The sequence below is a fragment of the Roseovarius tibetensis genome, from assembly GCF_050896375.1.
GTDB lineage: Bacteria > Pseudomonadota > Alphaproteobacteria > Rhodobacterales > Rhodobacteraceae > Roseovarius > Roseovarius tibetensis.
The window spans coordinates 36,940-59,939 of the sequence record NZ_JBPBBB010000014.1 but is presented as its reverse complement, the minus strand read 5'-3'; the positions used below and the strand labels follow the sequence as shown (position 1 = coordinate 59,939).

The following is a 23,000-nucleotide window of genomic DNA, read 5'->3' as shown; positions in this document are numbered from 1 at the left end:
TCGGGCAGCATCGGCCCGGTCAAACTCATCGTGAGGGGTTTAGCCTTTGCGCGGCGAGGGCTATATGTCCGCCATACTGCGCACATAGGAGACCCTGATGCCCGAGTCCCGAAAGACCAAATGCCTGATCATCGGGTCCGGCCCGGCCGGATACACAGCCGCGGTCTACGCGGCCCGTGCGATGCTCGACCCTGTGCTCGTGCAGGGGATCGAACCGGGCGGACAGTTGACCACCACGACCGAGGTGGAGAACTGGCCGGGCGACACCGAGGTGCAGGGCCCGGACCTGATGGTGCGGATGGAAGCGCATGCCAAGGCCATGGGGTGTGACGTCATCGGCGACATCATCACCGATCTGGATGTGGACAGCCGTCCCTTCACAGCCACGGGCGACAGTGGCAGCGTCTACACGGCCGACGCCGTGATCCTCGCCACCGGCGCGCGCGCCAAGTGGCTGGGGCTGCCGTCGGAAGAGGCCTTCAAGGGGTTCGGTGTCTCGGCCTGCGCCACGTGCGACGGCTTTTTCTATCGCGGGCAGGAGATCGTGGTGATCGGCGGCGGCAACACCGCCGTCGAAGAGGCGTTGTTCCTGACGAATTTCGCATCCAAGGTCACGCTGATCCATCGTCGGGACGAGCTGCGTGCGGAAAAGATCCTACAGGACCGGCTTTTCAAGCATCCCAAGATTGAGACATTGTGGTTTCACACGCTGGACGAAGTGGTCGGCACGGACAATCCCAAGGGTGTCGAGGGCGCGCGCGTGAGGCATGTCGAAACCGGCGAGATCACGGAAATCCCCTGCAAGGGCGTGTTCATCGCCATCGGCCATGCGCCCGCCTCGGAATTGGTAAAGGGCAAGGTCGCGATGCATCACGGCGATTACGTCGAAGTCGAGGCCGGCAGCACGCGAACCTCTGTGCCGGGACTGTTTGCCGCGGGCGATCTGACCGATCACCTGTATCGTCAGGCGGTTACCAGTGCCGGAATGGGCTGCATGGCCGCCCTGGATGCCGAACGATACCTCGCCGGTCTAAAGGACTGATCCGGGTCTGTCCGGGCGGAGTGGCTGCGCCACACCGTGTTCGGGGGACGCGCCTTGCGGCGCGTCGCATCCGGCGGGGAGAGCTAGCCGTCGTCGGTGTTATCTGCCTGTTGGCGCAAGGTGATCTCTTCTGATGCCTCGAGTCGGCGGATCGCGTTGACAACCTCTGTCATGGCGGCCTCGGCGTCGCGCGTACGGACCGCGCCGATCTCACTGATTTCCTCGCGGATCGCGTCGCCCATGCGCTTGCCCATGTTGTCGAGAACGAACTCACCGGCCGAGGCGAGCGCCCCGGCCAACGCGCCGGCGAGCGCGGTGACCAGAACCGGCTGATCCACTTCGCGCGCGATCTTCGGGATGTCGGCGGCGTTCACGCGCTCCGGAATATGACCGAACGTGAAGATTGCACGGCGCACCAGGGCCGCGAAATCCTGATCTGATTCCTCCAAGCCCTCCATCAAGTCGTCGCGCGTGAAGCTTGTGGAACAGGTCAGGATCGCGCCGAGGCGTTCCACCGCGCCCTCCGAAAAGGCAGTTTCGGGCACGTCATGCAACTGTGCGGCCAATGCGAGCCCGATGCGGTCCACCGCCTCGGGGCTGACCGCACCGGTCTGCGACATCGCGTGGGTGATGCGCCGCGCCACGACACCCGGCAAGCGGCCCAGAAGGTCGGCCGCGCGCGCCACGTCGAGCTTCGAAAGCACAACCGCCGCGACCTCGGCGCTTTCTCCTTCGAGGATCGGCAACAGCGCATCGGGACCGGACGCCTGTACGAGGGTCCAGGGATCGCCGTATTGGCGCACGCCCGCCTCCTTGCGCAGGCGCATCGCGGTTTGCGGGCTGATCCGTCCGTCCAGCGCGGTCAGCGCCCCGGCGACCCCGCGTGGAAAGGTCAGCCCCATGCCTTCGAGTTCCTGCGCGAATTCCGCCACGACATCGGCCAGCGTGCCGCGATCGACATAGCGCATCGACCCCATCTGCGTGGTCAGCCGGGCCTGCAGGTCTTCGGGCAGATCGGTAAGCGGGACATCCGTGCCTTCATTCAGCAAAAACCGAACGATGATCGCTGCCTTTTGCGCGCGGGTCAGATGCGCCGACGCCCCCCGGCGCGCCGGGGCTTCTATCCGTGCCGGTGGTGCCCCCATGAGCAGGCCTTCCCCGTTTCATTTCCCTTGACGGGACCATAACGGCAAACACATGAAGAAACCCTGAACGCGGACGTGTCGTCCACCCGCGGCGCACCACGATCACTCGGCCAGATGGCAGGCCACGCGGGTCTGACCGATCTTTCGCATCTCGGGACGCTCCACGCGGCAGCGATCGACCGCGATCGGGCAGCGCGGGTGAAACGCGCAGCCGGGCGGCGGGTTGATGGCGTCGGGAATCTCGCCCTTGGGCACGTCGATATCGCGTCCGAAGGCGTCCATGCGGGGCGCGGCCTCGAACAGCATCCGCGTATAGGGGTGTTTCGGGGTCTCGAACAATGCGTCGCGCGGCGCTTCCTCGACCAGCCGGCCCAGGTAGAGCACGCCGATCACGTCGGCCATGTGCTGCACAACGGTCAGATCGTGGCTGATGAAGAGATAGGTCAGCCCGTATTCCTCGCGCAGATCGCTCATCAGGTTCAGAACCTGCGCCTGTACGGACACATCCAGCGCCGATGTCGGCTCGTCGCAGACGATCACCTTCGGCTCTGAGGCGAGCGCACGCGCGATGCAGATCCGTTGACGCTGACCCCCCGAAAACTCGTGTGGGAACTTGCCCGCATCCGACGCTGACAGCCCCACCTGTTCGAGCAATTTCTCGGCCAGTCCCGTGATGTCGCCCCCCAGTACCTTGACCGGCTCCTGGATGATGTCGCGCACCCGCCAGCGCGGGTTGAGCGAGGCGAACGGGTCCTGAAAGATCATCTGGATATCGGCGCGCACGGCCGCGATGGCCGACGGATCGTCAGAGTTCGACAGATCGACGCCGCGCACCTCGACCGCGCCCTCGGACGGTGGCACGAGACCGACGACGATCTTGCCGATGGTCGATTTGCCCGACCCGCTTTCGCCGACCAGCGCATAAACCGACCGTTCCGCGACATCGAAGGACACGTCCGATACCGCCGTCAGCAATGCCCGCGGCAGGCGTTCGATCACCCGGTTGAGCCAGGGTTTCGAGACATCGAAAACGCGTGTGAGGTTGCGGACGGAAATCAGCGCGGTCATGCCTTGGCCTTCTCTAACGGGGCGCTTTCAGTCAGCGGGAACCAGCACGCGGCGCGCCCGCCACAGGATCCGATATCGGGTCCGGGCGCCTTCCGACAGGTGTCCTGCGCATAGGCGCAGCGCGGGTGAAACGCGCATCCGTGCGGCAGGGCTTCCAGCCGGGGCATCGATCCGGGGATCTGCCGCAGGCGCGTGCGGCCCTGACTGGCCAGCGGTGTCGAGGCCATAAGCCCTTCGGTATACGGATGGCGGGGCGCGGTCAGCACATCGCGCACCGGGCCGATTTCCGCCAGACGCCCGGCATACATCACCGCGACGCGATCGGCGGCCTCGGCGATCACGCCCATGTCGTGGGTGACTAGCATCACGGCGACGCCGCGATCGCGGCACAACCGCTTGAGCAACGCCACGATTTGCGCCTGAACCGACACGTCGAGCGCGGTCGTCGGTTCGTCGGCGATCACCAGATCCGGCTCTGCGCAGAGGGCCAGTGCGATCACCACCCGCTGGCGCATCCCGCCGGAGAACTCGAACGGATAGCTGCCGATGCGCTGCGACGCGGCGGGGATGCCGACCTCTTCGAGGGCGGCGATGGCGCGCTTGCGGGCCTCGGTCGGGGTGACATCGAGATGCTCGAGGATCGTCTCGGTCAACTGGTCGCCGATGGTCAGCAGCGGGTTGAGCGAGGTCAACGGGTCCTGGAAGATCATCCCGATCCTGTTGCCGCGCAACTTGCGCATCTTGTCGCGCGGCAGGTCGTCGATGCGTTGTCCCGAAAGCAGGATCTGTCCCCCGGTGATCCGCGCCGGCGGATCCAGCAGCCCGATCACCGCATTGCCGGCCATCGACTTGCCCGCGCCGGATTCGCCGACCACGCCGAGGATTTCACCAACACCAATATCATAGCTGACCTGATCCACCGGGCGCAGCATGCCGCGACGGGTCGGAATCTCCACGACGAGATCGCGAACGGACAGGACGGGTATGCTCATTTCAACCTCGGGTTCAAAGCGTCGCGCAGCCAGTCGCCCAACAGGTTGACCGACAGCGCCAGTGTCAGAAGTGTCAGCGCCGGAAACAGCAGGATCCACCATTCGCCCGAAAAGAGATATCCCTGCCCGATACGGATCAGCGTCCCGAGGCTGGGTTGCGTGGGCGGCGCGCCGACACCCAGAAACGACAGCGTCGCCTCGGCGATGATCGCCAGCGCAAGGCTGATTGTGGCGATCACCAGCACCGGGTTGAGGACGTTGGGCAGGATATGGCGCAGCATGATCGCGCCCGGACGCCGCCCGATCAGCCTTGCGGCCTGCACGTATTCGCGGTTCTTCTCGACCAGGGTGGCGCCACGCACGACACGCGCGAATTGCACCCAGTCACTCAGGCCGATGGCGAGGATCAGCACCCAGATCGCCATGGCGTCGCGATGCTCGGGCGGGGTGATACCCTTGGCGATACCGAAGATCAGCATCGCCACGAGGATCGCGGGGAAGGTCAGCTGCACATCTGCGATCCGCATGATCACCGTTTCGGTCCAGCCGCCCAGATATCCCGCCAGAAGGCCCAGTGTCACCCCCAGCACCAGCGCCAGAAGGACCGCCGCAAAGCCGACGAACAGCGAGATGCGCAATCCGTAGAGGATCGTCGACAGCACATCTCGGCCCTGATCGTCAGACCCCAAAAGGAAGGTTTGCCCGGTGAACTCGTTCTCGGTCATCGGCTCGGTGAAGCCGTTCATCAGGTTCAGCGTCGCCGGGTCGAACGGGTTGTACGGCGCGATGAGCGGCGCGAGAAGGGCCGCCAGAATCATCAGGGTCACCGTCAGGGTCGCGACAACCGCGACCGGCGACCGACGAAAGGACCACAGGAAATCCGAATCCCACGCACGCGCAAGGCGCGACGGGGCGGCCGGGGTCGGCTCTGGCCGGGTGGGTTGTGTTTCGGCATCGCTCATGTCGGCTTCCCCCCTGAACGGTCGATCCGCAAGCGCGGATCAATGGCAAAATAGAGAAGATCCACGATCAGGTTGATGCCCACGAACATGACCGAGATCAGCATCAGATACGCGGCCATCACGGGGATATCGACGAACTGGATCGCGTTGATGAACAAGAGCCCCACGCCGGGCCACTGAAACACCGTTTCAGTGATGATCGCGAACGCGATGATCGATCCCAGTTGAAGGCCGGTCACGGTGATCACCGGCACCATCGTGTTCTTCAGCGCGTGACGGAAATTCACCGACTTCTCGCGTAGCCCCCGCGCGCGGGCGAAACGAATGTAATCCTGTCGCAGCACCTCGAGCATTTCGGTCCGCACGAGGCGCATGATCAGCGTCATCTGGTACAATCCCAACGTGATCGACGGCAGGATCAATGCCTTGAGGCCCGACACCGTCAGGAAACCCGTTGTCCACCCGCCCAGATCCACGACCTCGCCGCGGCCAAAACTGGGCAGCCATTTGAGCTCGACCGCGAACAGGTAGATCAGCAGAATACCGATCAGGAAGGTCGGCAGCGACACCCCGATCAACGACGCGGACATGATGAAATTCGCTGAAAAGCCGTTGCGCCGGATCGCCGTGAACACGCCAAGGCCGATGCCCCCCAGCAACGCCATGACCGCCGACACGAAGGCCAGTTCGAGCGTCGCAGGCGCACGTTCCAGCAGGATTTCCGAAACCGGGCGCCCCTGCCGATAGCTCAGCCCGAAATTGCCCTGCACCGCCTCGCCGAGGAATTTCATGTACTGGATCGGAAAGGGCTGATTCAGGCCAAGCCGTTCGCGCAACCGTTCGACATCGGCCTGGGTGCGTTCCTGTCCCAGCATGTTGTCGACCGGGTCACCGACGAAGCTGAACATCGAGAACGCGACGAGACCGACGATCAGAAGGACCAGCGCCGACTGCAGAACGCGGCGGATGACATAGGCAAGCATTGGGGTATCCCCGGTTCAGGAAGGCAGTTCGATCGCGGCGCACGCGACGAGGGCCGGGCGGCGGTCACGCCGCCCGGCACATGGCATCAGTTCATGGTGAAGAACTTCATCTTCGGGTCATCCTCGGGGCTGACTTCGATGCCGACCTTCTCGGCCATGCCCCAGTTCAGCACCTGGTGATGCACCGGCAGATACAGCACCTCGTCCTGCACCTCGGCCCAGATATCGGCGATCATCGCGTCGCGCTTCTCGAGATCGGTTTCCGACGCGAGGCTGACGATCATCTCGTCGATCTCCGGGTTCGAATAGCCGGTATTGTTCCAGCTGCCGCGCTCATCACCGCGCGTATGCACGAGGAAGTTGAAGATGTATTCCGAATCGTAGGTCGGAACCCCCCAGCCCAGCATGTAGAAATCCGTGGTGGCGTTGGTGATCAGCGGAAAATGCTGCGCCTTGGGCTTGGAATCGAGGTTCACGGTGATGCCGATCTGACCCAGCATGCCGACCGTCGCCTGGCAGATTCCCTCGTCATTGACGTAGCGATCGTTCGGGCAATCCAGCTGGATGGCAAAGCCGTCGCCATATCCCGCCTCTTCCATCAGCGCCTTGGCGGCGTCGACATCCGTGGAGACGGAGTTGTCCATCTCCTCGGTCCAGCCGTTGACGAAGGGCGGTGCGATCATGCCGGCCGGCTGGCTTTGACCGCGCATGACGACCTGCTTGATGGCCTCCCGGTTGATCGCCATGTTCATCGCCCGGCGCACCCTGACATCGGCGAGCGGGTTCTCGCCCTCGACATTGTCGGTGTCCAGATCGTCAGAGCCTTGGTCCATGCCGAAGAAGATCGTCCGGTTCTGCGGCGCGGTCTTGACCGTCAGCCCATCGGCCGCGGCCACACGCTCTAGATCCTGCACGGGCACATCCTGGATGAAATCGACCTCACCCGACAGCAGCGCCGCGACACGGGTCGAGGCGTTCTGGATCGGGGTGAAGATGATCTCGCTTACATCCATCGGAAAGTCGTCCATGCCCCAGTAATCCGGGTTGCGCTCCAGCACGGTGCGTACGTCGGGTTCGCGGCTGACAAGGGTGAAGGCCCCGGTGCCGTTGGCATTGGTCGAGGCGAAGGTGGTCTCGCCGCTTTCGACGTCCTGCACATCGACCGAATCGTTCGCCTCGGCCCAGCCCTTGTCCATCATGAACAGGTTGGTCAGGTTGGCGGGCAGGATCGGGTTGGGACCACCTGTCTCGAACTCGACAGTATAGTCGTCGACGGCACGCACCTCGACGATCGACGACAGCAATTCCTTCATGTTGGAATTGTCCGACTTGGCCCGGTTGATCGAGAACACGACATCCTCGGCGGTGAAATCGGCCCCGTCATGATACGTGACCCCCTCGCGCAGGTTGAACACCCAGACGTTCGGATCACCCTCTTTCGGGGCCCAGTCGGTTGCAAGAGCCGCCTGAAACTGCCCGTCCATGTCGCGGATGATCAACGGCTCGTAGATCTGATGCGACAGGGTATGCGTCGGCCCCTCGTTCTGGGCATGCGGATCGAGGGTCAGTGAATCCCCCGCACGCGCCCACCGCAAGGTTTCGGAATAGGCGGCCACGCTGGTGGAGGCCAGCAGCGCCGCGGCCAGTAATCCGGTTGTCGCTTTCATCGCGATACTCCCTGTTTTCTTGTGTTCGTGATGCTCCCGTATCGGGATGCATGTCACGAAACCATAAACACACTGCGATATTCATCAACCGTTTTAGACGCTGCTGACCCTTGGTCAAAACAAGCTTTCAAAGGCCGCATAATGTTGGACGGCGACACAGCCGTCTTTAAAAACGCTGTCACGGCCAGGCCGCGTTAGGCGCCATGGGCAAACACCCGCGCGGAGATATGGTGAGATGGTGGTGCACCCATTAGGATTCGAACCTAAGACCTCTGCCTTCGGAGGGCAGCGCTCTATCCAGCTGAGCTATGGGTGCCTTGGAATGGCATTTACGCCAAATCCGTCTGCGTGTGAAGGGAAGAACGACACGATTGACGGGGTGATTTCGAAATAGTTTCGCCCCGCCAGTCGCCGCATGGGTCAGCCGAAAAGATCGTGCGCAAGCTCCAGCGCGTCGATCAGCGCGTCGACCTCTGCGCGGGTGTTGTACATCCCGAAGGACGCGCGGCAGGTCGCGGCGGTGCCCATATGCTCCATCAGCGGGCCGCAGCAATGCTGGCCAGCGCGCACCGCGACGCCCTTCTTGTCGAGAATGGTCGAGATGTCATGCGCATGCGCCGACCCGTCCATGGTGAACGAAAAGATCGCGGCCTTGTCGGGCACTGTCCCCTGCACGGTCAGCCAGTTCAACCCCGCCAGCCGATCCTGCGTGTAGCGGCTGAGATCGTCCTCGTGGGCGGCAATATCGGACATGCCCACACCCATCATGTAATCGAGCGCGACGCCCAGCCCGATGGTCTGGACGATGCCGGGGGTGCCGGCCTCGAACTTCATCGGCGGGTCGTTGTAGATCACGGCGTCTTTCGAGACTTCGCGGATCATGTCGCCCCCGCCCATGAAGGGACGCATCTCGGCCAGGCGGTCGCGGTGCACGAAGATCGCGCCGGACCCGGACGGGCCGTACAGCTTGTGCCCCGTGACAGCGTAGAAGTCGCACCCGATCTCGTCGATGTCCACGGGCAGGTGCACCGCAGCCTGGCTGCCATCGACCAGCACCGGCACGCCCTGCGCGCGGGCGGCGTCACAGATTGCCTTGACGTCGACCTTGGTGCCCAGAACGTTCGACAGATGGGTGATGGCGATCAGTTTCGTGCGCGGTGTGATGGCATCGATGATCTTTTGCGGGTCGAGATAACCGCGCGAGTCGACATCCACCCATTTGAGCGCGACACCCTGCCGTTCACGCAGAAAGTGCCACGGGACGATATTCGCGTGATGCTCCATCACCGACAGCAGGATTTCGTCGCCGGCCTCCATGCGCGGCATGGCCCAGCCATAGGCGACCATGTTGATACCTTCGGTGGTGCCTGAATTCAGGACGATCTGGCGCTCGTCCGCGACACCGAGAAACCGCGCGACGGTGCCGCGCACCGCCTCGTATTTCTCGGTCGCGATGTTGCTGAGATAGTGCAGCCCGCGATGCACGTTGGCGTATTCCTGCGCGTAGGCCTGCGTCACCGCGTCGATCACCACCTGCGGTTTCTGCGCGGACGCCCCGTTGTCGAGATAGACAAGGGGCTTGCCGTTCACCTCGCGCGCGAGGATCGGGAAATCGGCACGGATCTTTTCGACGTCGAGCATGTCAGCCCCCTCTCATTGTAAAGATCCCAACAAGGCTGAGCAGCGTGCTGAGCCCGATCGCCATGGCCACGAAAGACAACACGATCACCCCTGCCGCCTTGAACCTGTTGTCGAACCGGTGGGCCGCATCGACGAAACCGATCAGAATATACACGCCCCACACAGCCGACACGATCACCGCGATGGCCGCCAGCGCCGGTGCCCCGAGCGCGAGAACCAGAACCCCGGCCTGCACGAGCAAACGCAGCACCTGCAGCCATGTCAGCAGGACAAGGATGTCGGTCATCTCGGCCGCACCCCCAAGCCCCTGCCCCACGAAAGAGAGCGCGATAACCGTCAGCGCCAAGGCCCCGAACAACAACACGGCAAAAAGAATCGGCGCCTGAAAAACCGGCGGCATCAGCGCCGCCGATGGATCGGTCGGCGGGTTGATCTGCACCGATAGCGTGTAGAAGATGGAATTCAGGATCGCCATCAGCACCAGCGCCAGCCACAGCCATTGCGACGGCAGCCGCATGTCGATCAACAGACGCGCCGCCTCGCGCGGCTGAAACAGGGTCTGCCGCAGCAGGTCGAGGACATCGTCACGTGTCATTTTCGGCTCCATTCCGCCTCATACAGGCCGGATAGCCAGAACCAGCCAAAAACACCACACCAGATCAGACCAACCAGTTGCAGACCCGGCCCCGGACCGACGAACCCGGCCACAAGACCGTGCAGCAGGATCAGCGGACTGGCCGCGAGAAACGCCCAGAACAATGCCAGCCGCGCGCCAAAGGCGGTGCCGCGCCCGTCGGTCAGGCGCGCGACCCCGTGACTGAACAGCGCCAGCGCATAAAGCAGCAGGGGCGCGATGCACAGCCACGCCACCAACGCTCCGCCCAGAAGCGGATTCAACGCCTGCTCGGTCAGGTGCGCCTCTCGGGCAAGACGCGGCCATTGCGCGACGAACACCACTACACAGGCCCCGATCAGAATGACCAGCGCGCGATCCTCACGTGTGCCCATCTCCAGAAGGCGCCGCACCACCCGGCGCGGCCCGCGATACGTGGCCACGATATCCGTCGTGACGGGCATCAGTCGATACCAAGCTCCAACCAGCTTGCGAGACGCGTGCTGATCTCGTCACGCAGGTCTTCATCCTCGATCTCTTCCACCGCCTCGGCAAGGAATGACAGGGTCAGAAGGTTGGTCGCGGTCGCCTTGGGGATACCGCGTGCCCGCATGTAATAAAGGGCATCCTCGTCGATCGCCCCCGAGGTGGAGCCATGCGAACAGGCGACGTCATCGGCATAGATCTCCAGCTCGGGCTTGGCGAGGAACTGGCTGTCATCATCCAGCAGAAGCGACTGGCTGATCTGGTAGCCGTCGGTCTTCTGCGCGCCGGCCTTCACCAGGATCTTGCCCTGAAACACGCCCGTGGCCCCGTTATGCAGCACCTTCTTGAAAACCTGCCGGCTTTCGCACCGTTCCGCGTCGTGGGTCACGAACACGGTGTCGTCCTGGTGGAAATCGTCCCCGTCACCGATCGTGGCGCCCGCGACATGCGCGGTGGCATCGTCGCCGGTCAACTCGATCACGCATTCGTTGCGGGTCATCACGCCGTTGGCGGTCAACGTGAACGACTTGAACACGCTTTCCGTGGCCAGCCGCGCGAACACATGCGTCGCGGCGTGGCGCGCATGGTCGCGGCCCTGAACGCGGACATGGTGAAAGCTGGCCCCGTCGGCCACGTCGACCTCCATCACCGTGTTGAACCGTGCCCCGGCAGGACCGTGTTCCAGCACGGTCAGCGATGCCCCCGCGTCCAGCTTGACAACATGGTGCAGCAGCGCGTCGGAGGTTTCCGAGGCCTGCACATTGACCAGATGGATCGGCTTTGCGGCCTTGCCGGTAACGTGGATCAGCATCCCGTCGCGGGCCAGCGCCGTATTGAGCGCGGCAAGCGGGCGTGGCACCGGGGTCTGCCCGCGCTCTTCGAGCGTGCCGTAGAGATCCTTGGCCCAGTGAATGTCTGTCTGACCGGCCTGTTCCAGCCGCTCGATCCGCACCGCGTCCAGCGCCGCGTCATCGCTTTGCGCCGCGTCGAACACCCCATCGACAAAGACAAGCTTCAGCCTGTCGAGATCGCCGTAGAACTCCGGCTCGGCCGCGTCGTCGTGGATGGCGGCCACGGGTGGTTCCGCAGCGATCAGACTGTCGGGGCGCGTGAATTTCCAGTATTCATCGCGGCGCCCCGGCAAGCCCATCGACCGGACGCGCGCCAAAGCCGCCTCGCGCGCAGACGTGCTCCACGCCGCGCCCTGCGGCAGCGTGACACCGGCCAGCCGCGCCTCTGTCGCTGTCTGTTTCGGGTTCGGAACTGCCATCACGCCACCTCCGATTTCAGATCTTCATAACCGTCGCGCTCGACCTCTTGGGCCAGCTCCGGCCCGCCCGACTTGATGATCCGCCCCTCGGACATGATGTGCACGACATCGGGCTGGATGTGGTCGAGCAGTCGCTGGTAGTGCGTGATGACCAGGAACCCGCGCCCCTCGTCGCGCAGCGCGTTCACACCCTGTGCCACCAGTTTCATCGCGTCCACGTCAAGACCTGAGTCGGTCTCGTCAAGGATGCACATCTTGGGGGCAAGCATCGCCATCTGCAGGATCTCGTTGCGCTTTTTCTCGCCACCCGAGAATCCCACGTTGACCGGACGCTTCAGCATGTCGGCGTCGATCTTGAGGGTCTTGGCCTTCTCGCGCACGGCCTTGAGGAAATCGGCAGCGCTCATTTCCTCTTCGCCGCGCGCCTTGCGCTGCGCGTTCACGGCCGTGCGCATGAAGGTCATGTTGCCCACGCCGGGGATTTCGACAGGATACTGAAACGCCAGAAACAGGCCCGCCGCCGCACGCTCTTCAGGCTCCAGCGCAAGCAGGTCGACACCGTCGAGCGTGGCCGATCCTTCGGTCACTTTGTAGCCGTCGCGACCCGACAGGACGTAGCTGAGCGTCGATTTGCCGGACCCGTTCGGCCCCATGATCGCATGCACCTTGCCGTCCTCGACCGTCAGGTCCACGCCCTTGAGGATCGTCTTTTCCTCTTCCTCAAGATCGACGCGCAGGTTCTTGATTTCCAGCATTCTTTCTATCCTTTCAATGTGTCTTCAGCGGCGTCGCGGCCGCATTTTTACTTGGGCGACAGCCAGCGGGTCCGCCGGCGGCGGGATCATCGACCCCCCGCACCGGGCGATCCCGCTGGTCGTGATGAACGGCGGGCCAACGCAGCCTCGGCTGGCGGCCCGGACCGCCCGGCATCCATCAGATATTGCCCCGCGTTGCACGGGCCGTCTCCGACCGGGCCTGATGCACCATCTGGACAATGGCGATGGTCAGGATCGTCCAGCCAAGGAACAGCACGAACGCCATGAGCAATTCGACCATTTCGGTGCGCGCCGGCGCAATGAGACCCGCCGCCACGCTTTCCTCGACGATCTCGTCGTGGCCGATCGCCAGCAAGAAAACGAAGAAGTGCCCGACGATCAACAGTCCCAGCCGGCGCCCCTCGCGCCACAGATGTGGCGGGAACCGCGTGAGCCACGCGATTGCAAGCCGGGGCGGGCCGTTCGCAATACCCTGACCGCCCATCAGCCGACCGAACCCTCGAGCGAGATCGCCACGAGTTGTTGTGCCTCCATCGCGAACTCCATCGGCAAGGCCTGCAACACGTCCTTGCAGAACCCGTTGACGACAAGCGCCACGGCCTCTTCCTCGTCCATGCCACGCGAGCGGCAATAGAACATCTGGTCGTCATCCACCTTGGATGTCGTCGCCTCGTGTTCGACGCGCGACGAGTTGTTCTTGACCTCGATATACGGCACCGTGTGCGCGCCGCACTTGTCGCCGATCAGAAGGCTGTCGCACTGCGTGAAGTTGCGGCTGTTCTTGGCCTTGGGGTGCATCGACACAAGCCCGCGATAGGTGTTCTGCGCCTGCCCCGCGCTGATCCCCTTGGAGACGATCCGCGAACGCGTGTTCTTGCCCAGATGCACCATCTTGGTGCCGGTATCGGCCTGTTGCCAGTTGTTCGCAATGGCAATCGAGTAAAACTCGCCTTGGCTGTCATCGCCTTTCAGGATGCATGACGGGTATTTCCACGTGATCGCGGACCCCGTTTCGACCTGTGTCCACATGACCTTCGACCGGTCGCCGCGGCATTCGGCGCGCTTGGTGACGAAGTTGTAGATGCCACCCTTGCCGTTCTCATCGCCGGGATACCAGTTCTGGACCGTCGAATACTTGATCTCGGCATCCTCCAGCGCGATAAGCTCGACGCAGGCCGCGTGCAGCTGGTGGGTGTCGCGCTGCGGGGCCGTGCAGCCTTCAAGGTAGCTGACATGGCTGCCCTTGTCGGCGATGATCAGCGTCCGCTCGAACTGGCCCGTGTTCTCGGCATTGATCCGGAAATAGGTGCTCAGCTCCATCGGGCAGCGCACGCCGGGCGGAATGTAGACGAACGACCCGTCGGTGAAGACCGCGGCATTCAGCGTGGCGAAGATGTTGTCGGCATTGGGAATGACAGAGCCGAGGTATTTCTTGACCAGTTCGGGATGCTCCTGCACAGCTTCGGAGATCGAGCAGAAGATCACCCCGGCCTTGGCAAGCTCATCCTTGAAGGTCGTGCCGACGCTGACACTGTCGAACACCGCATCGACCGCCACCTTGCGCTTGTCCCCATCGGCCGCCTCTGCGGGGGCTGCGTCGGCCCCTTCGACACCGGCCAGCACCATCTGCTCCTTCAGCGGGATACCCAGTTTCGCATACGTCTCCAGCAGCTTGGGATCGACATCGTCAAGCGACTTGGGCTTTTCGGTCATCGATTTCGGCTTGGCGTAATAGTACTGTTCCTGATAGTCGATGGCCGGATAGTTGATCATCGCCCAGTCGGGCTCTTGCATCTGCGTCCAGCGGCGATACGCCTCCAGACGCCACTCGGTCAGCCATTCGGGCTCGTTGTTCTTGGCCGAGATCAGCCGCACGATGTCCTCGTTCAGGCCTTTCGGCGCATAGTCCATCTCGATGTCGGTTTCCCAACCGTACTTGTAGGCCCCGCCCACTTGACGCACGGCATCGACCGTTTCGGTGTCGACACCTTCCTTGACCTGACCTTCATCCAGAGCCGTCATCAGCGTTCTCCCTTCCTTTCAGACCGCGCGGGCCTGCTGTTTCTGTCTGCGCGCGAGCCAGCTTTCGGCAAAGCGCATGATCTCGTCTTCGGTCACTTGCGGTCCCAGGGATACGCGCACCTTCGCGCCTGCCTCGGCCTCGCTGTGTCCCATCGCGCGCAGCACCCGGCTTTGCCGCACTTTGCCGCTGGAACAGGCGCTGCCCGCAGAGACCGCGAAACCCGCCAGATCCATCGACATCACCTGTGTCTCGCCTTTCCATCCCCCTGCAATGAAACAGGACGTGTTGGGCAGACGCCGCGTGCCTTGTCCGACAAAATTAATCTCTTTTGCACCCCCTGCAATGGTATTTTCTAGAATGTTTCTAAGTTTTTCGACCCTGCTCCAGACGCCGCGGGCCAGATCCTGCGCCGCGGCCTCGGCGGCGGCACCAAATCCGGCGATGCCGATCACGTTCTCGGTGCCGGCCCGACGGCCCATTTCCTGCCCGCCGCCCCGGATCTGCGCGGCGAGGTCCGTGCCCCGGCGGATCACCAGCGCGCCCACGCCCTTGGGCCCGCCGATCTTGTGCGCCGAAACCAGCGCCATCTGCGCCCCAGACCAGTTGAACGCCACCGGCAGCTTGCCGAACGCCTGCGTCATGTCGCTGACCGCCAGCCCGTCGGGCAGATCCTGCACCACGCCGGTTTCCGAGTTGGCAAGCTGCAGCACCGACCGCGCGGGATCCTGCACGCGCACGCGGCCCAGTGCGTCAACGGGCAGCGTCTCACGTATCCACGACCGCACCGCGTCGTGTTCCACGCCCGCGCCGTGCAGATCCCTTCCCGCACAGGCCAGCGCCGCGCTTTCGGTGGCCCCGGACGTAAAGATGACATCGGCCCCTTCGGCCCCGAAGGCCGCCGCCACCTGTGCGCGCGCCCGCTCGACCACGCCCTTGGCGGCGCGTCCTTCGGCATGTACGCTGGACGGATTGCCGACAAGATCCATCGCGGCGATCATCGCCTCCCGTGCCTCGGGGCGCAGCGGGGCCGTCGCATTGTAGTCGAGGTAAACCCTTGCCATGATAAACTTGTCTTTTCACTCACATTTGACCGGTAGTTTTTAACTTAAAACTGATTCCATAGGTTGCATCGTTTTATCTTGCTGACCGTGGCTAATTGCCAAACCCGATCAGACCGAGGGCAAGCATTGCGCACAGTATCTGTGCCACAAAAATCATTGATATTCGGTCCCAAGCCTCCCTCAAGTCGGGCTTGTGCTCCGAACCTTTGGAGAATCGCAGATTGTCCATTTCTCGTTTGCGACCGTCTGCGTAAATTCCACCAACTACTGACGGACCGACGAGCAATCCGATGATAACCGTTTCAAACCACATCTCAGTCCTCGTCCACCACCGAGAACAGATGCGGCACCGCCGGGCACGGCGCCAGCGAGTTGCTGACAACGTCGCTCAGCCGGGTCTGATGCAGGAACACGTAAACCTGTGCGCTCAGCCCCTCCCACAGCCGGTTGCTCATGGACTGGGCACGCGATCCGCTGGCACCGCCCGAGGCCCCGGCCCCCTTGTGCAACGCATCGACCGTCTCGTCCACGGCCGACAGGATGTCGGCCACGCGGACCTCCGATGCTGGACGCGCGAGGCGGTACCCGCCCCCCGGACCACGCACAGACGTCACCAGCCCGGCGCGGCGCAGCTTGACGAAAAGCTGTTCGAGATAGGGCAGCGAAATGTCCTGCCGGCGCGACACCTCGCCAAGGGTCACCACCTGATCGGAGGGCTGAAGCGCGATATCGACCAGCGCGACCATCGCGTACCGCCCCTTGGTGCTCAGTTTCATCGCTCGTTCCCCGCGCACACAGATTGACCTTGACGCACCATGCGCTTATCTCGCTGTAGCCAATCCAGCACCGACCACAACTTAGAAATGTTCTAAGGTGTCCGGGCAGCCACGTCAAGAACGATGCACCTGCCCGACACCATGCACAAAGGGAACCAATGCCCGAGGTAATCTTTCCCGGCCCCGAGGGCCGTCTCGAAGGCCGCTATCATCCACAGTCGGAAAAGGACGCCCCGATCGCTGTCGTGCTGCATCCGCATCCGCAGTTCGGCGGCACGATGAACAACAAGGTCGTCTACAATCTGCATTACGCGTTCTACGCCTTGGGGTTCACGGTGCTGCGATTCAATTTTCGCGGCGTGGGACGCAGCCAGGGCGAATACGATCAGGGTGTCGGAGAGCTGAGCGATGCGGCCGCCGCCCTCGATTACCTGCAATCGATGAACAACAACTCGAAACATTGCTGGGTCGCCGGGTTTTCCTTCGGCGCATGGATCGGCATGCAACTGTTGATGCGTCGCCCCGAGATCACGGGCTTTATCTCGGTCTCGCCGCCCGCGAACATGTACGATTTCAGCTTCCTCGCGCCCTGCCCCGCCTCGGGGCTGATCATCAACGGCAGCCAGGATCGTGTCGCGCCGCCCGCCGACACCGCGTCGCTTGTCGGAAAACTGCACGAGCAGCACGGCATCACCATCACCCACGAGGAAGTGCCGGGCGCCGATCATTTTTTCCAGGAACCCCACATGGACGACATGATCGACACCGTCTCGACCTACGTGAAACGGCGGCTCACCGAGACCACGCGGTGATCGGGGCATGGCGCGTGGCGCCGTGACGCCGCGTTGCGGGGTGACACGCGCGCCCGCACGCGGCATCACGGGAGCAGAATGCGCCAGCCAAGGGAGATCCGCCAGCGATGACGCAGTACCCTCACCTTCTTGAGCCCCTCGATCTGGGACATGTCACGCTGAAGAATCGCGTGCTGATGGGGTCCATGCATACCGGACTGGAGGAAACGCGCGACTGGAACCGGGTGGCAGAGTTCTACGCGGCCCGCGCGCGCGGTGGTGTGGGGCTGATGATAACCGGCGGGATGGCCCCCAACCCAGAGGGCGGTGTCTTTCCGGGGGCGGCAGGCCTTTATACAGAGGACGACATCGCCGATCACCGGACAGTCACCGACCGGGTGCACGCGGCAGGCAGTCGCATCGCGATGCAGATCCTGCATGCCGGGCGCTACGCCTACGGCAAGAATTGCGTCGCGCCATCCGCCATCAAGGCGCCGATTTCGCCCTTCATCCCGCAAGAGCTGGACGAGGCCGGGATCGAGAAACAGATCGCCGACATCGTCACCTCGGCAACCCGCGCCCGGCAAGCAGGCTATGACGGGGTCGAGATCATGGGGTCCGAGGGCTACCTGCTCAACCAGTTCCTCGTGACCCACACCAACAAGCGCACCGACCGCTGGGGCGGATCCTACGAAAACCGGATGCGCCTTCCTGTCGAGGTTGTGCGCCGGGTCCGCGACGCGGTCGGCCCGGACTTCATCGTGATTTACCGGCTGTCTATGATCGACCTGATCCCCGATGGCAGCACACATGCCGAGGTGGTGCAGCTGGCGCAAGAGGTCGAGCGCGCGGGCGCCTCGATCATCAATACCGGCATCGGCTGGCACGAGGCGCGTGTGCCCACCATCGTCACATCCGTGCCGCGCGCCGGCTTTGCCTGGGTGACCGAGAAGCTGATGGGCAAGGTGGGCATCCCGGTCATCACCTCGAACCGGATCAACACGCCGGAGGTGGCCGAGGATCTTCTGGCGGGTGGCGTGGCCGACATGGTCAGCATGGCACGACCCTTCCTCGCGGATGCCGATTTCGTCAGGAAGGCCGCCGCGGGGCGTGCCGAGACCATCGCGCCCTGTATCGCCTGCAACCAAGCCTGCCTCGACCACACGTTTTCGGGCAAGCTCACCTCCTGCCTCGTCAATCCGAGCGCCTGCCACGAAACAGAGCTGGTCCCCGCGCCGATCGACCGGATCAAGCGCGTGGCGGTGGTCGGTGCCGGCCCCGCCGGGCTTTCGGCCGCGATCACGGCGGCGGGACGCGGGCACCACGTGACGCTCTTCGACCGGGCCGACGCAATCGGCGGGCAACTGAACATGGCGCGCGTGATTCCCGGCAAGGAGGAATTCCACGGACTGGTGGACTGGTACGCGGTCATGCTTCGCGAGACGGGGGTCGAGGTCAAGCTGGGACACGAGGTGCGCGCCGCCGATCTGACGGAGTTCGACGAAGTGATCGTGGCCACGGGCGTGATCCCGCGCGATCCGGGAATCGACGGCCAGGACGGGCCCAATGTCCTCAGCTATATCGACGTGCTGCGCAGGCGCGCACCGGTCGGCCGCCGTGTCGCGGTGGTCGGCGCGGGCGGGATCGGGTTCGATGTGTCCGAATTCCTCGTTCACACCGGCGACAGCCCGACCGAACATCCCGCCCTCTGGCGCACCGAATGGGGCGTGGGCGATCCGGAACAGACACGCGGCGGGCTAGCCCCCGAGGGGCCGCAGCCGGAACCGCCCGCACGTCAGATCACCCTGTTGCAGCGCAAGGCCGAGCGTCCGGGCAAGCGGCTTGGAAAGACGACCGGCTGGGTGCATCGCGCGGCATTGCGGATGAAGGGCGTCAAGATGCTGAGCGGCGTCAACTACGAACGGATCGACGCCGAGGGCCTGCACATCACCTACGGGGACGCGCACGACCATCCGACGCTGATCGAGGCCGACAGCATCGTGCTGTGCGCCGGGCAGATCAGCGACCGGAGCCTGGCCGAGTCACTGCAGGCGCGGGGAATGACCGTTCATGTCATCGGTGGCGCGGATGTCGCCGCCGAACTCGACGCGAAACGCGCGATAGATCAGGGCACGCGGCTGGCCGCGACGCTGTGATCCCGGCGCCCAAGCGCGGCAGCGGGGTGTCAGCGTCCCGGCCATGCGCGAAGCCGTCATTCCACCGTGATAGAGATCACGTCAGATGTGATCGGCGGGTCATGCGGCACATGGTTGTGGTCACCCAAGACCAGTTGCAGCGTATGCTCGCCCGGCTCCAGGTCGAGCGTCACCTGTGTCTGACCCCCACCGAAATGCCGGTGATGATCGTCCGCCGGCAGGCTGGTCGTCAACTCGTCGGCGCCACCCGGCCCCTCGCCCAGCGGCGGACGGTCGATCAGGATGTGGTGATGACCGGTCATGTCCGCGTCCATTCCGGCGGGGGCGACGCCCATGCCTTCAAGCCCGAAGACCACGGTCACGGGGCTGTCCACGGTATCGCCATCCGACAGGTTGACAAAATAGACCTCTGCCCCGTCTGGCGCGGGCGTGTCGCTGGCAAGCGCGGGACCGGCCATGGCCAGAAGGCCCGCCGCGAAAAGTGCCGTTATACGTTTCATGGAACATACTCCTTCTGAGACTGCCCTCGGGATTGTACCACCGACATGTCGTCAATCAAAGGTATAACTTGGCAATCTCAGGTTTAAGAGCACTCGTGCTATGGTTGCCAAATAACTGACAATCAACGAAAAATCGAGATATTGTCCAGTCATTGCCCTAGTTCTGCCCGATTCTCCGGAGAAGCTGGATCCAACGAAACACGGGGGTAATCATGGATCGTCTTACGGAAATGCAGGCTTTTGCAACGGTTGTGGATCAGGGTGGATTCACCGATGCCGCGCGCAAGCTGGGCATCTCGAAATCGGCCGTGTCCAAGCACATCTCGGCGCTCGAGACGCGACTGGGGACGCGACTGCTCAACCGAACGACGCGGCGGGTCGACCCGACCGAGATCGGGCTTGCCTATTACGACCGCGCCCTGCGCGTGCTCAATGACGCAGGAGAGGCGGATGCGCTGGTCAGCTCTCTGAGATCCGAACCGGCGGGACTGTTGCGGGTGTCGGTGGCCACCGATTTCGGCGTCAATCACCTCAGCCCGATCCTGGGGCAGTTCCTTGACGAATTTCCGGACATCACGCTGAATCTCGTGCTGAACAACCGCTTCGTCGAACTGGTGTCGGAAGGGTTCGACATGGCGATACGCATCGGCGAGGTCGAGGACAGCACGCTGCGCGCCCGCAAACTGGCAGAGACCACCAAGCGGATGGTCGCCAGCCCCGCCTATTTCCAGAAATTCGGGCGGCCCCAGCGTATCGACGATCTGAACGAGCACAGGCTGCTTCATTATGCCAGCCAGACAGGGAACGCCGTCTGGCGGCTGACCGCACCCTCGGGGGAAAAGCGGCAGGTGCGCACGGCCGGGGGCCTGAGTGTCAATGACGGGCAATCGTTGCTCAACGCGGCGATTTCAGGGCTCGGGATCGCGTATCTTCCGTCCTTCCTTTACGCCAAGGCAATGGCAGACGGTCTGGTCGAGGATGCGATCCCGGATCTGCCGGTCGAGGTGCAGGGTATCTATGCCGTTCACCCGCAGGGTCGGTTCACCCAACCCAAGGTCCGCGCCTTCATGGATTTCCTCGTCCATCGATTCGACGGGAAAGGCCCGATGGACTGGTGACGCCGCCCGGCCGTCATGCGGCGGCCCGGACCGTCGGCCTCGTCACTCGCGCGCATAGATGCGGGGGCTGGCTTGGTATACCGCCGGGCGGCCACCCGCGGCGGCGATCAAACGCAGTCTCTGCGGCGCGCGGCGTTTCGATCACCGGTCCCGCACGCAGCGGCGCCGCGTCAGAGGGCCGGGAATGGTCATGGCCGTGTCATGCAGGCCGCCTGTACCTGATGATCACGACGCCGGCCGCGCCGGCCCCGCCAAGGATCGCACTCGAATTGCCCCCGGCCGCGCCGCTGCCACCATCCCCCGGATGAACGCCCGACAGACCGGCGGTGCCGCCTGTGACGCCATTGGGCTCGGCTGCTGTCCCTGCGCCACGCCGGCCACCCGCGCCGCCACGTCCGTAATCGGCAAGCACGCCCGAGATCGACGACTGCACCGCCGCACCGCCATCGCCGGCCTTGGTCGCCGACGCGTCCGCGCCGCTGCCAGCCGCGCCGCGCCCACCGCCGCCACCGCGCTGATCCGGGCTCGCCGCGTCGTCCGAAAACCCGTTACCGCCTGTGAACGATGTCGGGTGAACCTCCCCCGGCTCCGCGATATTTCCGGCGACAGAGCCCATGCCACCGCCCCCATCGGTTGGCGGCACCCAGTCAAGGTTTGCCTTGCGGCTTGCCCCGAACCCACCGCCAAGGGCGGTCAGACCCAGGGCCGCGCTGCTGTCGCCGGGAACGGGGCTGTTCAGATCGGGCACACCACCCGCACCGACAGTGACGGGGAAGGCTCCGATGCTCAGCCCAGTGATTGCCGCGATCACGTCGCCGCCCGATCCGCCACCGCTGCCCGAATAGCCGTTATTGGCGCCCCCCGGGCCGCCGCCACCAACCACCAGCACCTCGACGTCGCCGCCTTCGGTCACGTCGAAGGTGCCGTCTTCGGTGAAAGTGTGGACCCGGTACGCATGACTGTCCGCCGGATCGATGATGTCCGTGACGATGCCGCCCGTGGCCGCGGGAAATGTACTGGGCGCCACCACCGGGACGGTGACAGCTTGTGTCGCGTCGGGGGCAACACCATTGCCGGCCGTTTCGGACCATTCCAGACCCTGCCCCTGCGTGCCTGCCGGAATGGTATAATCTGACCCGATCATGTCCGCCGTCACGTCCACCGCATCCAACAACAGCACGCCGGACGTCACCGGGACGGGCGTGCCGGAATAGGTGCCTTCGATGACCGTGACGGTGCTGCCCGGCGCGACCGTGCCCGTGATCGCCGGGGCCGTCTGCACCACCGGCGCAATCCCCGCCACTGTGCGGGTGCCCGCATTGAACACACGCGCGTTGCCGGCATCATCGGTCACGGTGAGGGTGACCGCGACGACATCCTCGAACACCACGCTGTCCGACAGATCGCCCGCTGTGCCATTGACCGACACGGATGCGGACACGGCAACGATCATGCCGTCCAGGGACGCATAATTGGCGGTGTCGCGTGCGCCTTGCGACAGCGCGTCCTGCACGCTGTCACCATCGCGCAACGGTCCGAGGACGGGGGCCGTGGCGGCCGTTATGACCGGCGCCCTGTTCGACACCGCCCCGCCCAGGAACGGAGAGGTGGTCGAGATGTCCGCGACGATCTTCATGCCAAGACCAGCGCATGGATGCCGGTCGCAGTGGTGCCGGTCGCGTTGACGCGCCGCGCGCCGACCGGCAGGATCGAAAAATCCGCCACGGCAAGGCTGCGCGTCTCGCCGGTCACGGTCACGATGCTCAGCGTGCCACCCGTCTCGACATACAGGCCGATGGCGACATGCGGCAGATCGGTAATGTCGTCGGGCGTGACCGGCAGGGCGTCGGTCGCGGGGCCGGACAGGGCCTTGATACGGTTCTCGAAGGGATTCATGACAGCTCCTGTGTGTTTTGCATGTCCCGCCCGG

Annotated in this window: 22 protein-coding genes and 1 tRNA gene; 4 read left to right on the top strand and 19 right to left on the bottom strand. The window is 64.0% G+C overall.

From position 1 onward, the window contains the following. Positions 1 to 97 precede the first annotated feature (97 nt). On the top strand, positions 98 to 1,042 hold the full coding sequence (gene trxB, locus ACROSR_RS11175) for a thioredoxin-disulfide reductase (RefSeq protein WP_432685020.1): 945 nt from the start codon (positions 98 to 100) through the stop codon (positions 1,040 to 1,042). Between the two features lie 83 nt (positions 1,043 to 1,125). Here the strand turns inward: trxB and ACROSR_RS11170 are convergent, their stop codons facing one another. From ACROSR_RS11170 to iscR, 16 genes are all read right to left on the bottom strand, one after another. Then, positions 1,126 to 2,187 (bottom strand): flagellar motor switch protein FliG, encoded by a 1,062-nt coding sequence (locus ACROSR_RS11170; protein ID WP_432685018.1) that lies wholly within the window; start codon positions 2,185 to 2,187, stop codon positions 1,126 to 1,128. Positions 2,188 to 2,289: 102 nt separating this feature from the next. After that, positions 2,290 to 3,255: an ABC transporter ATP-binding protein gene (locus ACROSR_RS11165; RefSeq protein WP_432685016.1), complete on the bottom strand. Its 966-nt coding sequence runs from the start codon at positions 3,253 to 3,255 to the stop codon at positions 2,290 to 2,292. Next, positions 3,252 to 4,247, bottom strand: a complete 996-nt coding sequence (locus tag ACROSR_RS11160; protein ID WP_432685014.1) for an ABC transporter ATP-binding protein — start codon at positions 4,245 to 4,247, stop codon at positions 3,252 to 3,254. The genes ACROSR_RS11165 and ACROSR_RS11160 overlap by 4 nt, the downstream gene beginning before the upstream one ends. Beyond that, complete coding sequence (locus ACROSR_RS11155; RefSeq protein ID WP_432685012.1) at positions 4,244 to 5,209, bottom strand: ABC transporter permease; 966 nt, start codon at positions 5,207 to 5,209, stop codon at positions 4,244 to 4,246. Before ACROSR_RS11155 ends, ACROSR_RS11160 begins: the two co-directional genes overlap by 4 nt. Further along, positions 5,206 to 6,192 (bottom strand): ABC transporter permease, encoded by a 987-nt coding sequence (locus ACROSR_RS11150; RefSeq protein WP_432685010.1) that lies wholly within the window; start codon positions 6,190 to 6,192, stop codon positions 5,206 to 5,208. Before ACROSR_RS11150 ends, ACROSR_RS11155 begins: the two co-directional genes overlap by 4 nt. Before the next feature lie 86 nt (positions 6,193 to 6,278). Next, entirely contained in the window at positions 6,279 to 7,859 is a 1,581-nt protein-coding gene (locus tag ACROSR_RS11145) for an ABC transporter substrate-binding protein (protein ID WP_432685008.1), read from the bottom strand. A 239-nt stretch (positions 7,860 to 8,098) separates the two neighbouring features. Next, a tRNA-Arg gene (locus ACROSR_RS11140) sits at positions 8,099 to 8,175 on the bottom strand. A 104-nt stretch (positions 8,176 to 8,279) separates the two neighbouring features. Then, positions 8,280 to 9,500, bottom strand: coding sequence for a cysteine desulfurase (locus tag ACROSR_RS11135; RefSeq protein WP_432685006.1), 1,221 nt, complete (start codon positions 9,498 to 9,500; stop codon positions 8,280 to 8,282). Between the two features lies 1 nt (position 9,501). Continuing rightward, the gene (locus ACROSR_RS11130) at positions 9,502 to 10,095 is read right to left on the bottom strand and encodes a Yip1 family protein (RefSeq protein ID WP_432685004.1); all 594 of its coding nucleotides are present in this window, start codon (positions 10,093 to 10,095) and stop codon (positions 9,502 to 9,504) included. Further along, complete coding sequence (locus ACROSR_RS11125) at positions 10,092 to 10,577, bottom strand: YIP1 family protein (protein ID WP_432685002.1); 486 nt, start codon at positions 10,575 to 10,577, stop codon at positions 10,092 to 10,094. The genes ACROSR_RS11130 and ACROSR_RS11125 overlap by 4 nt, the downstream gene beginning before the upstream one ends. Next, positions 10,577 to 11,869: a Fe-S cluster assembly protein SufD gene (gene sufD, locus ACROSR_RS11120; RefSeq protein ID WP_432685000.1), complete on the bottom strand. Its 1,293-nt coding sequence runs from the start codon at positions 11,867 to 11,869 to the stop codon at positions 10,577 to 10,579. The genes ACROSR_RS11125 and sufD overlap by 1 nt, the downstream gene beginning before the upstream one ends. Continuing rightward, the gene (sufC, locus tag ACROSR_RS11115; protein ID WP_432684998.1) at positions 11,869 to 12,624 is read right to left on the bottom strand and encodes a Fe-S cluster assembly ATPase SufC; all 756 of its coding nucleotides are present in this window, start codon (positions 12,622 to 12,624) and stop codon (positions 11,869 to 11,871) included. The genes sufD and sufC overlap by 1 nt, the downstream gene beginning before the upstream one ends. 178 nt (positions 12,625 to 12,802) lie before the next feature. Continuing rightward, positions 12,803 to 13,129, bottom strand: a complete 327-nt coding sequence (locus ACROSR_RS11110) for a hypothetical protein (protein WP_432684996.1) — start codon at positions 13,127 to 13,129, stop codon at positions 12,803 to 12,805. Continuing rightward, positions 13,129 to 14,667 (bottom strand): Fe-S cluster assembly protein SufB, encoded by a 1,539-nt coding sequence (gene sufB / locus ACROSR_RS11105; RefSeq protein WP_432684994.1) that lies wholly within the window; start codon positions 14,665 to 14,667, stop codon positions 13,129 to 13,131. Before sufB ends, ACROSR_RS11110 begins: the two co-directional genes overlap by 1 nt. Before the next feature lie 18 nt (positions 14,668 to 14,685). Beyond that, on the bottom strand, positions 14,686 to 15,729 hold the full coding sequence (locus ACROSR_RS11100; protein WP_432684992.1) for a cysteine desulfurase family protein: 1,044 nt from the start codon (positions 15,727 to 15,729) through the stop codon (positions 14,686 to 14,688). 314 nt (positions 15,730 to 16,043) lie between these two features. Next, positions 16,044 to 16,505, bottom strand: coding sequence for a Fe-S cluster assembly transcriptional regulator IscR (gene iscR / locus ACROSR_RS11095; RefSeq protein ID WP_432684990.1), 462 nt, complete (start codon positions 16,503 to 16,505; stop codon positions 16,044 to 16,046). Positions 16,506 to 16,663: 158 nt separating this feature from the next. Here iscR and ACROSR_RS11090 point away from each other — a divergent pair, with 158 nt between their 5' ends. Then, complete coding sequence (locus ACROSR_RS11090; RefSeq protein ID WP_432684988.1) at positions 16,664 to 17,317, top strand: alpha/beta hydrolase; 654 nt, start codon at positions 16,664 to 16,666, stop codon at positions 17,315 to 17,317. 107 nt (positions 17,318 to 17,424) lie between these two features. Beyond that, positions 17,425 to 19,452: a 2,4-dienoyl-CoA reductase FMN-binding domain-containing protein gene (locus ACROSR_RS11085; RefSeq protein WP_432684986.1), complete on the top strand. Its 2,028-nt coding sequence runs from the start codon at positions 17,425 to 17,427 to the stop codon at positions 19,450 to 19,452. A 56-nt stretch (positions 19,453 to 19,508) separates the two neighbouring features. Here the strand turns inward: ACROSR_RS11085 and ACROSR_RS11080 are convergent, their stop codons facing one another. Then, positions 19,509 to 19,952 (bottom strand): DUF4399 domain-containing protein, encoded by a 444-nt coding sequence (locus ACROSR_RS11080; protein WP_432684984.1) that lies wholly within the window; start codon positions 19,950 to 19,952, stop codon positions 19,509 to 19,511. 212 nt (positions 19,953 to 20,164) lie between these two features. On the opposite strand from ACROSR_RS11080, the gene ACROSR_RS11075 reads away from it, so the two are divergent. Continuing rightward, positions 20,165 to 21,070 carry a LysR family transcriptional regulator gene (locus ACROSR_RS11075; RefSeq protein WP_432684982.1) on the top strand — a complete coding sequence of 302 codons (906 nt, stop codon included), beginning with the start codon at positions 20,165 to 20,167 and terminating at the stop codon, positions 21,068 to 21,070. Between the two features lie 199 nt (positions 21,071 to 21,269). Here ACROSR_RS11075 and ACROSR_RS11070 read toward each other — a convergent pair whose 3' ends face one another. Then, positions 21,270 to 22,706, bottom strand: a complete 1,437-nt coding sequence (locus ACROSR_RS11070) for a glycine-rich domain-containing protein (protein WP_432684978.1) — start codon at positions 22,704 to 22,706, stop codon at positions 21,270 to 21,272. Then, entirely contained in the window at positions 22,703 to 22,966 is a 264-nt protein-coding gene (locus tag ACROSR_RS11065) for a spike base protein, RCAP_Rcc01079 family (protein WP_432684976.1), read from the bottom strand. The genes ACROSR_RS11070 and ACROSR_RS11065 overlap by 4 nt, the downstream gene beginning before the upstream one ends. Between the last annotated feature and the right edge of the window lie 34 nt (positions 22,967 to 23,000).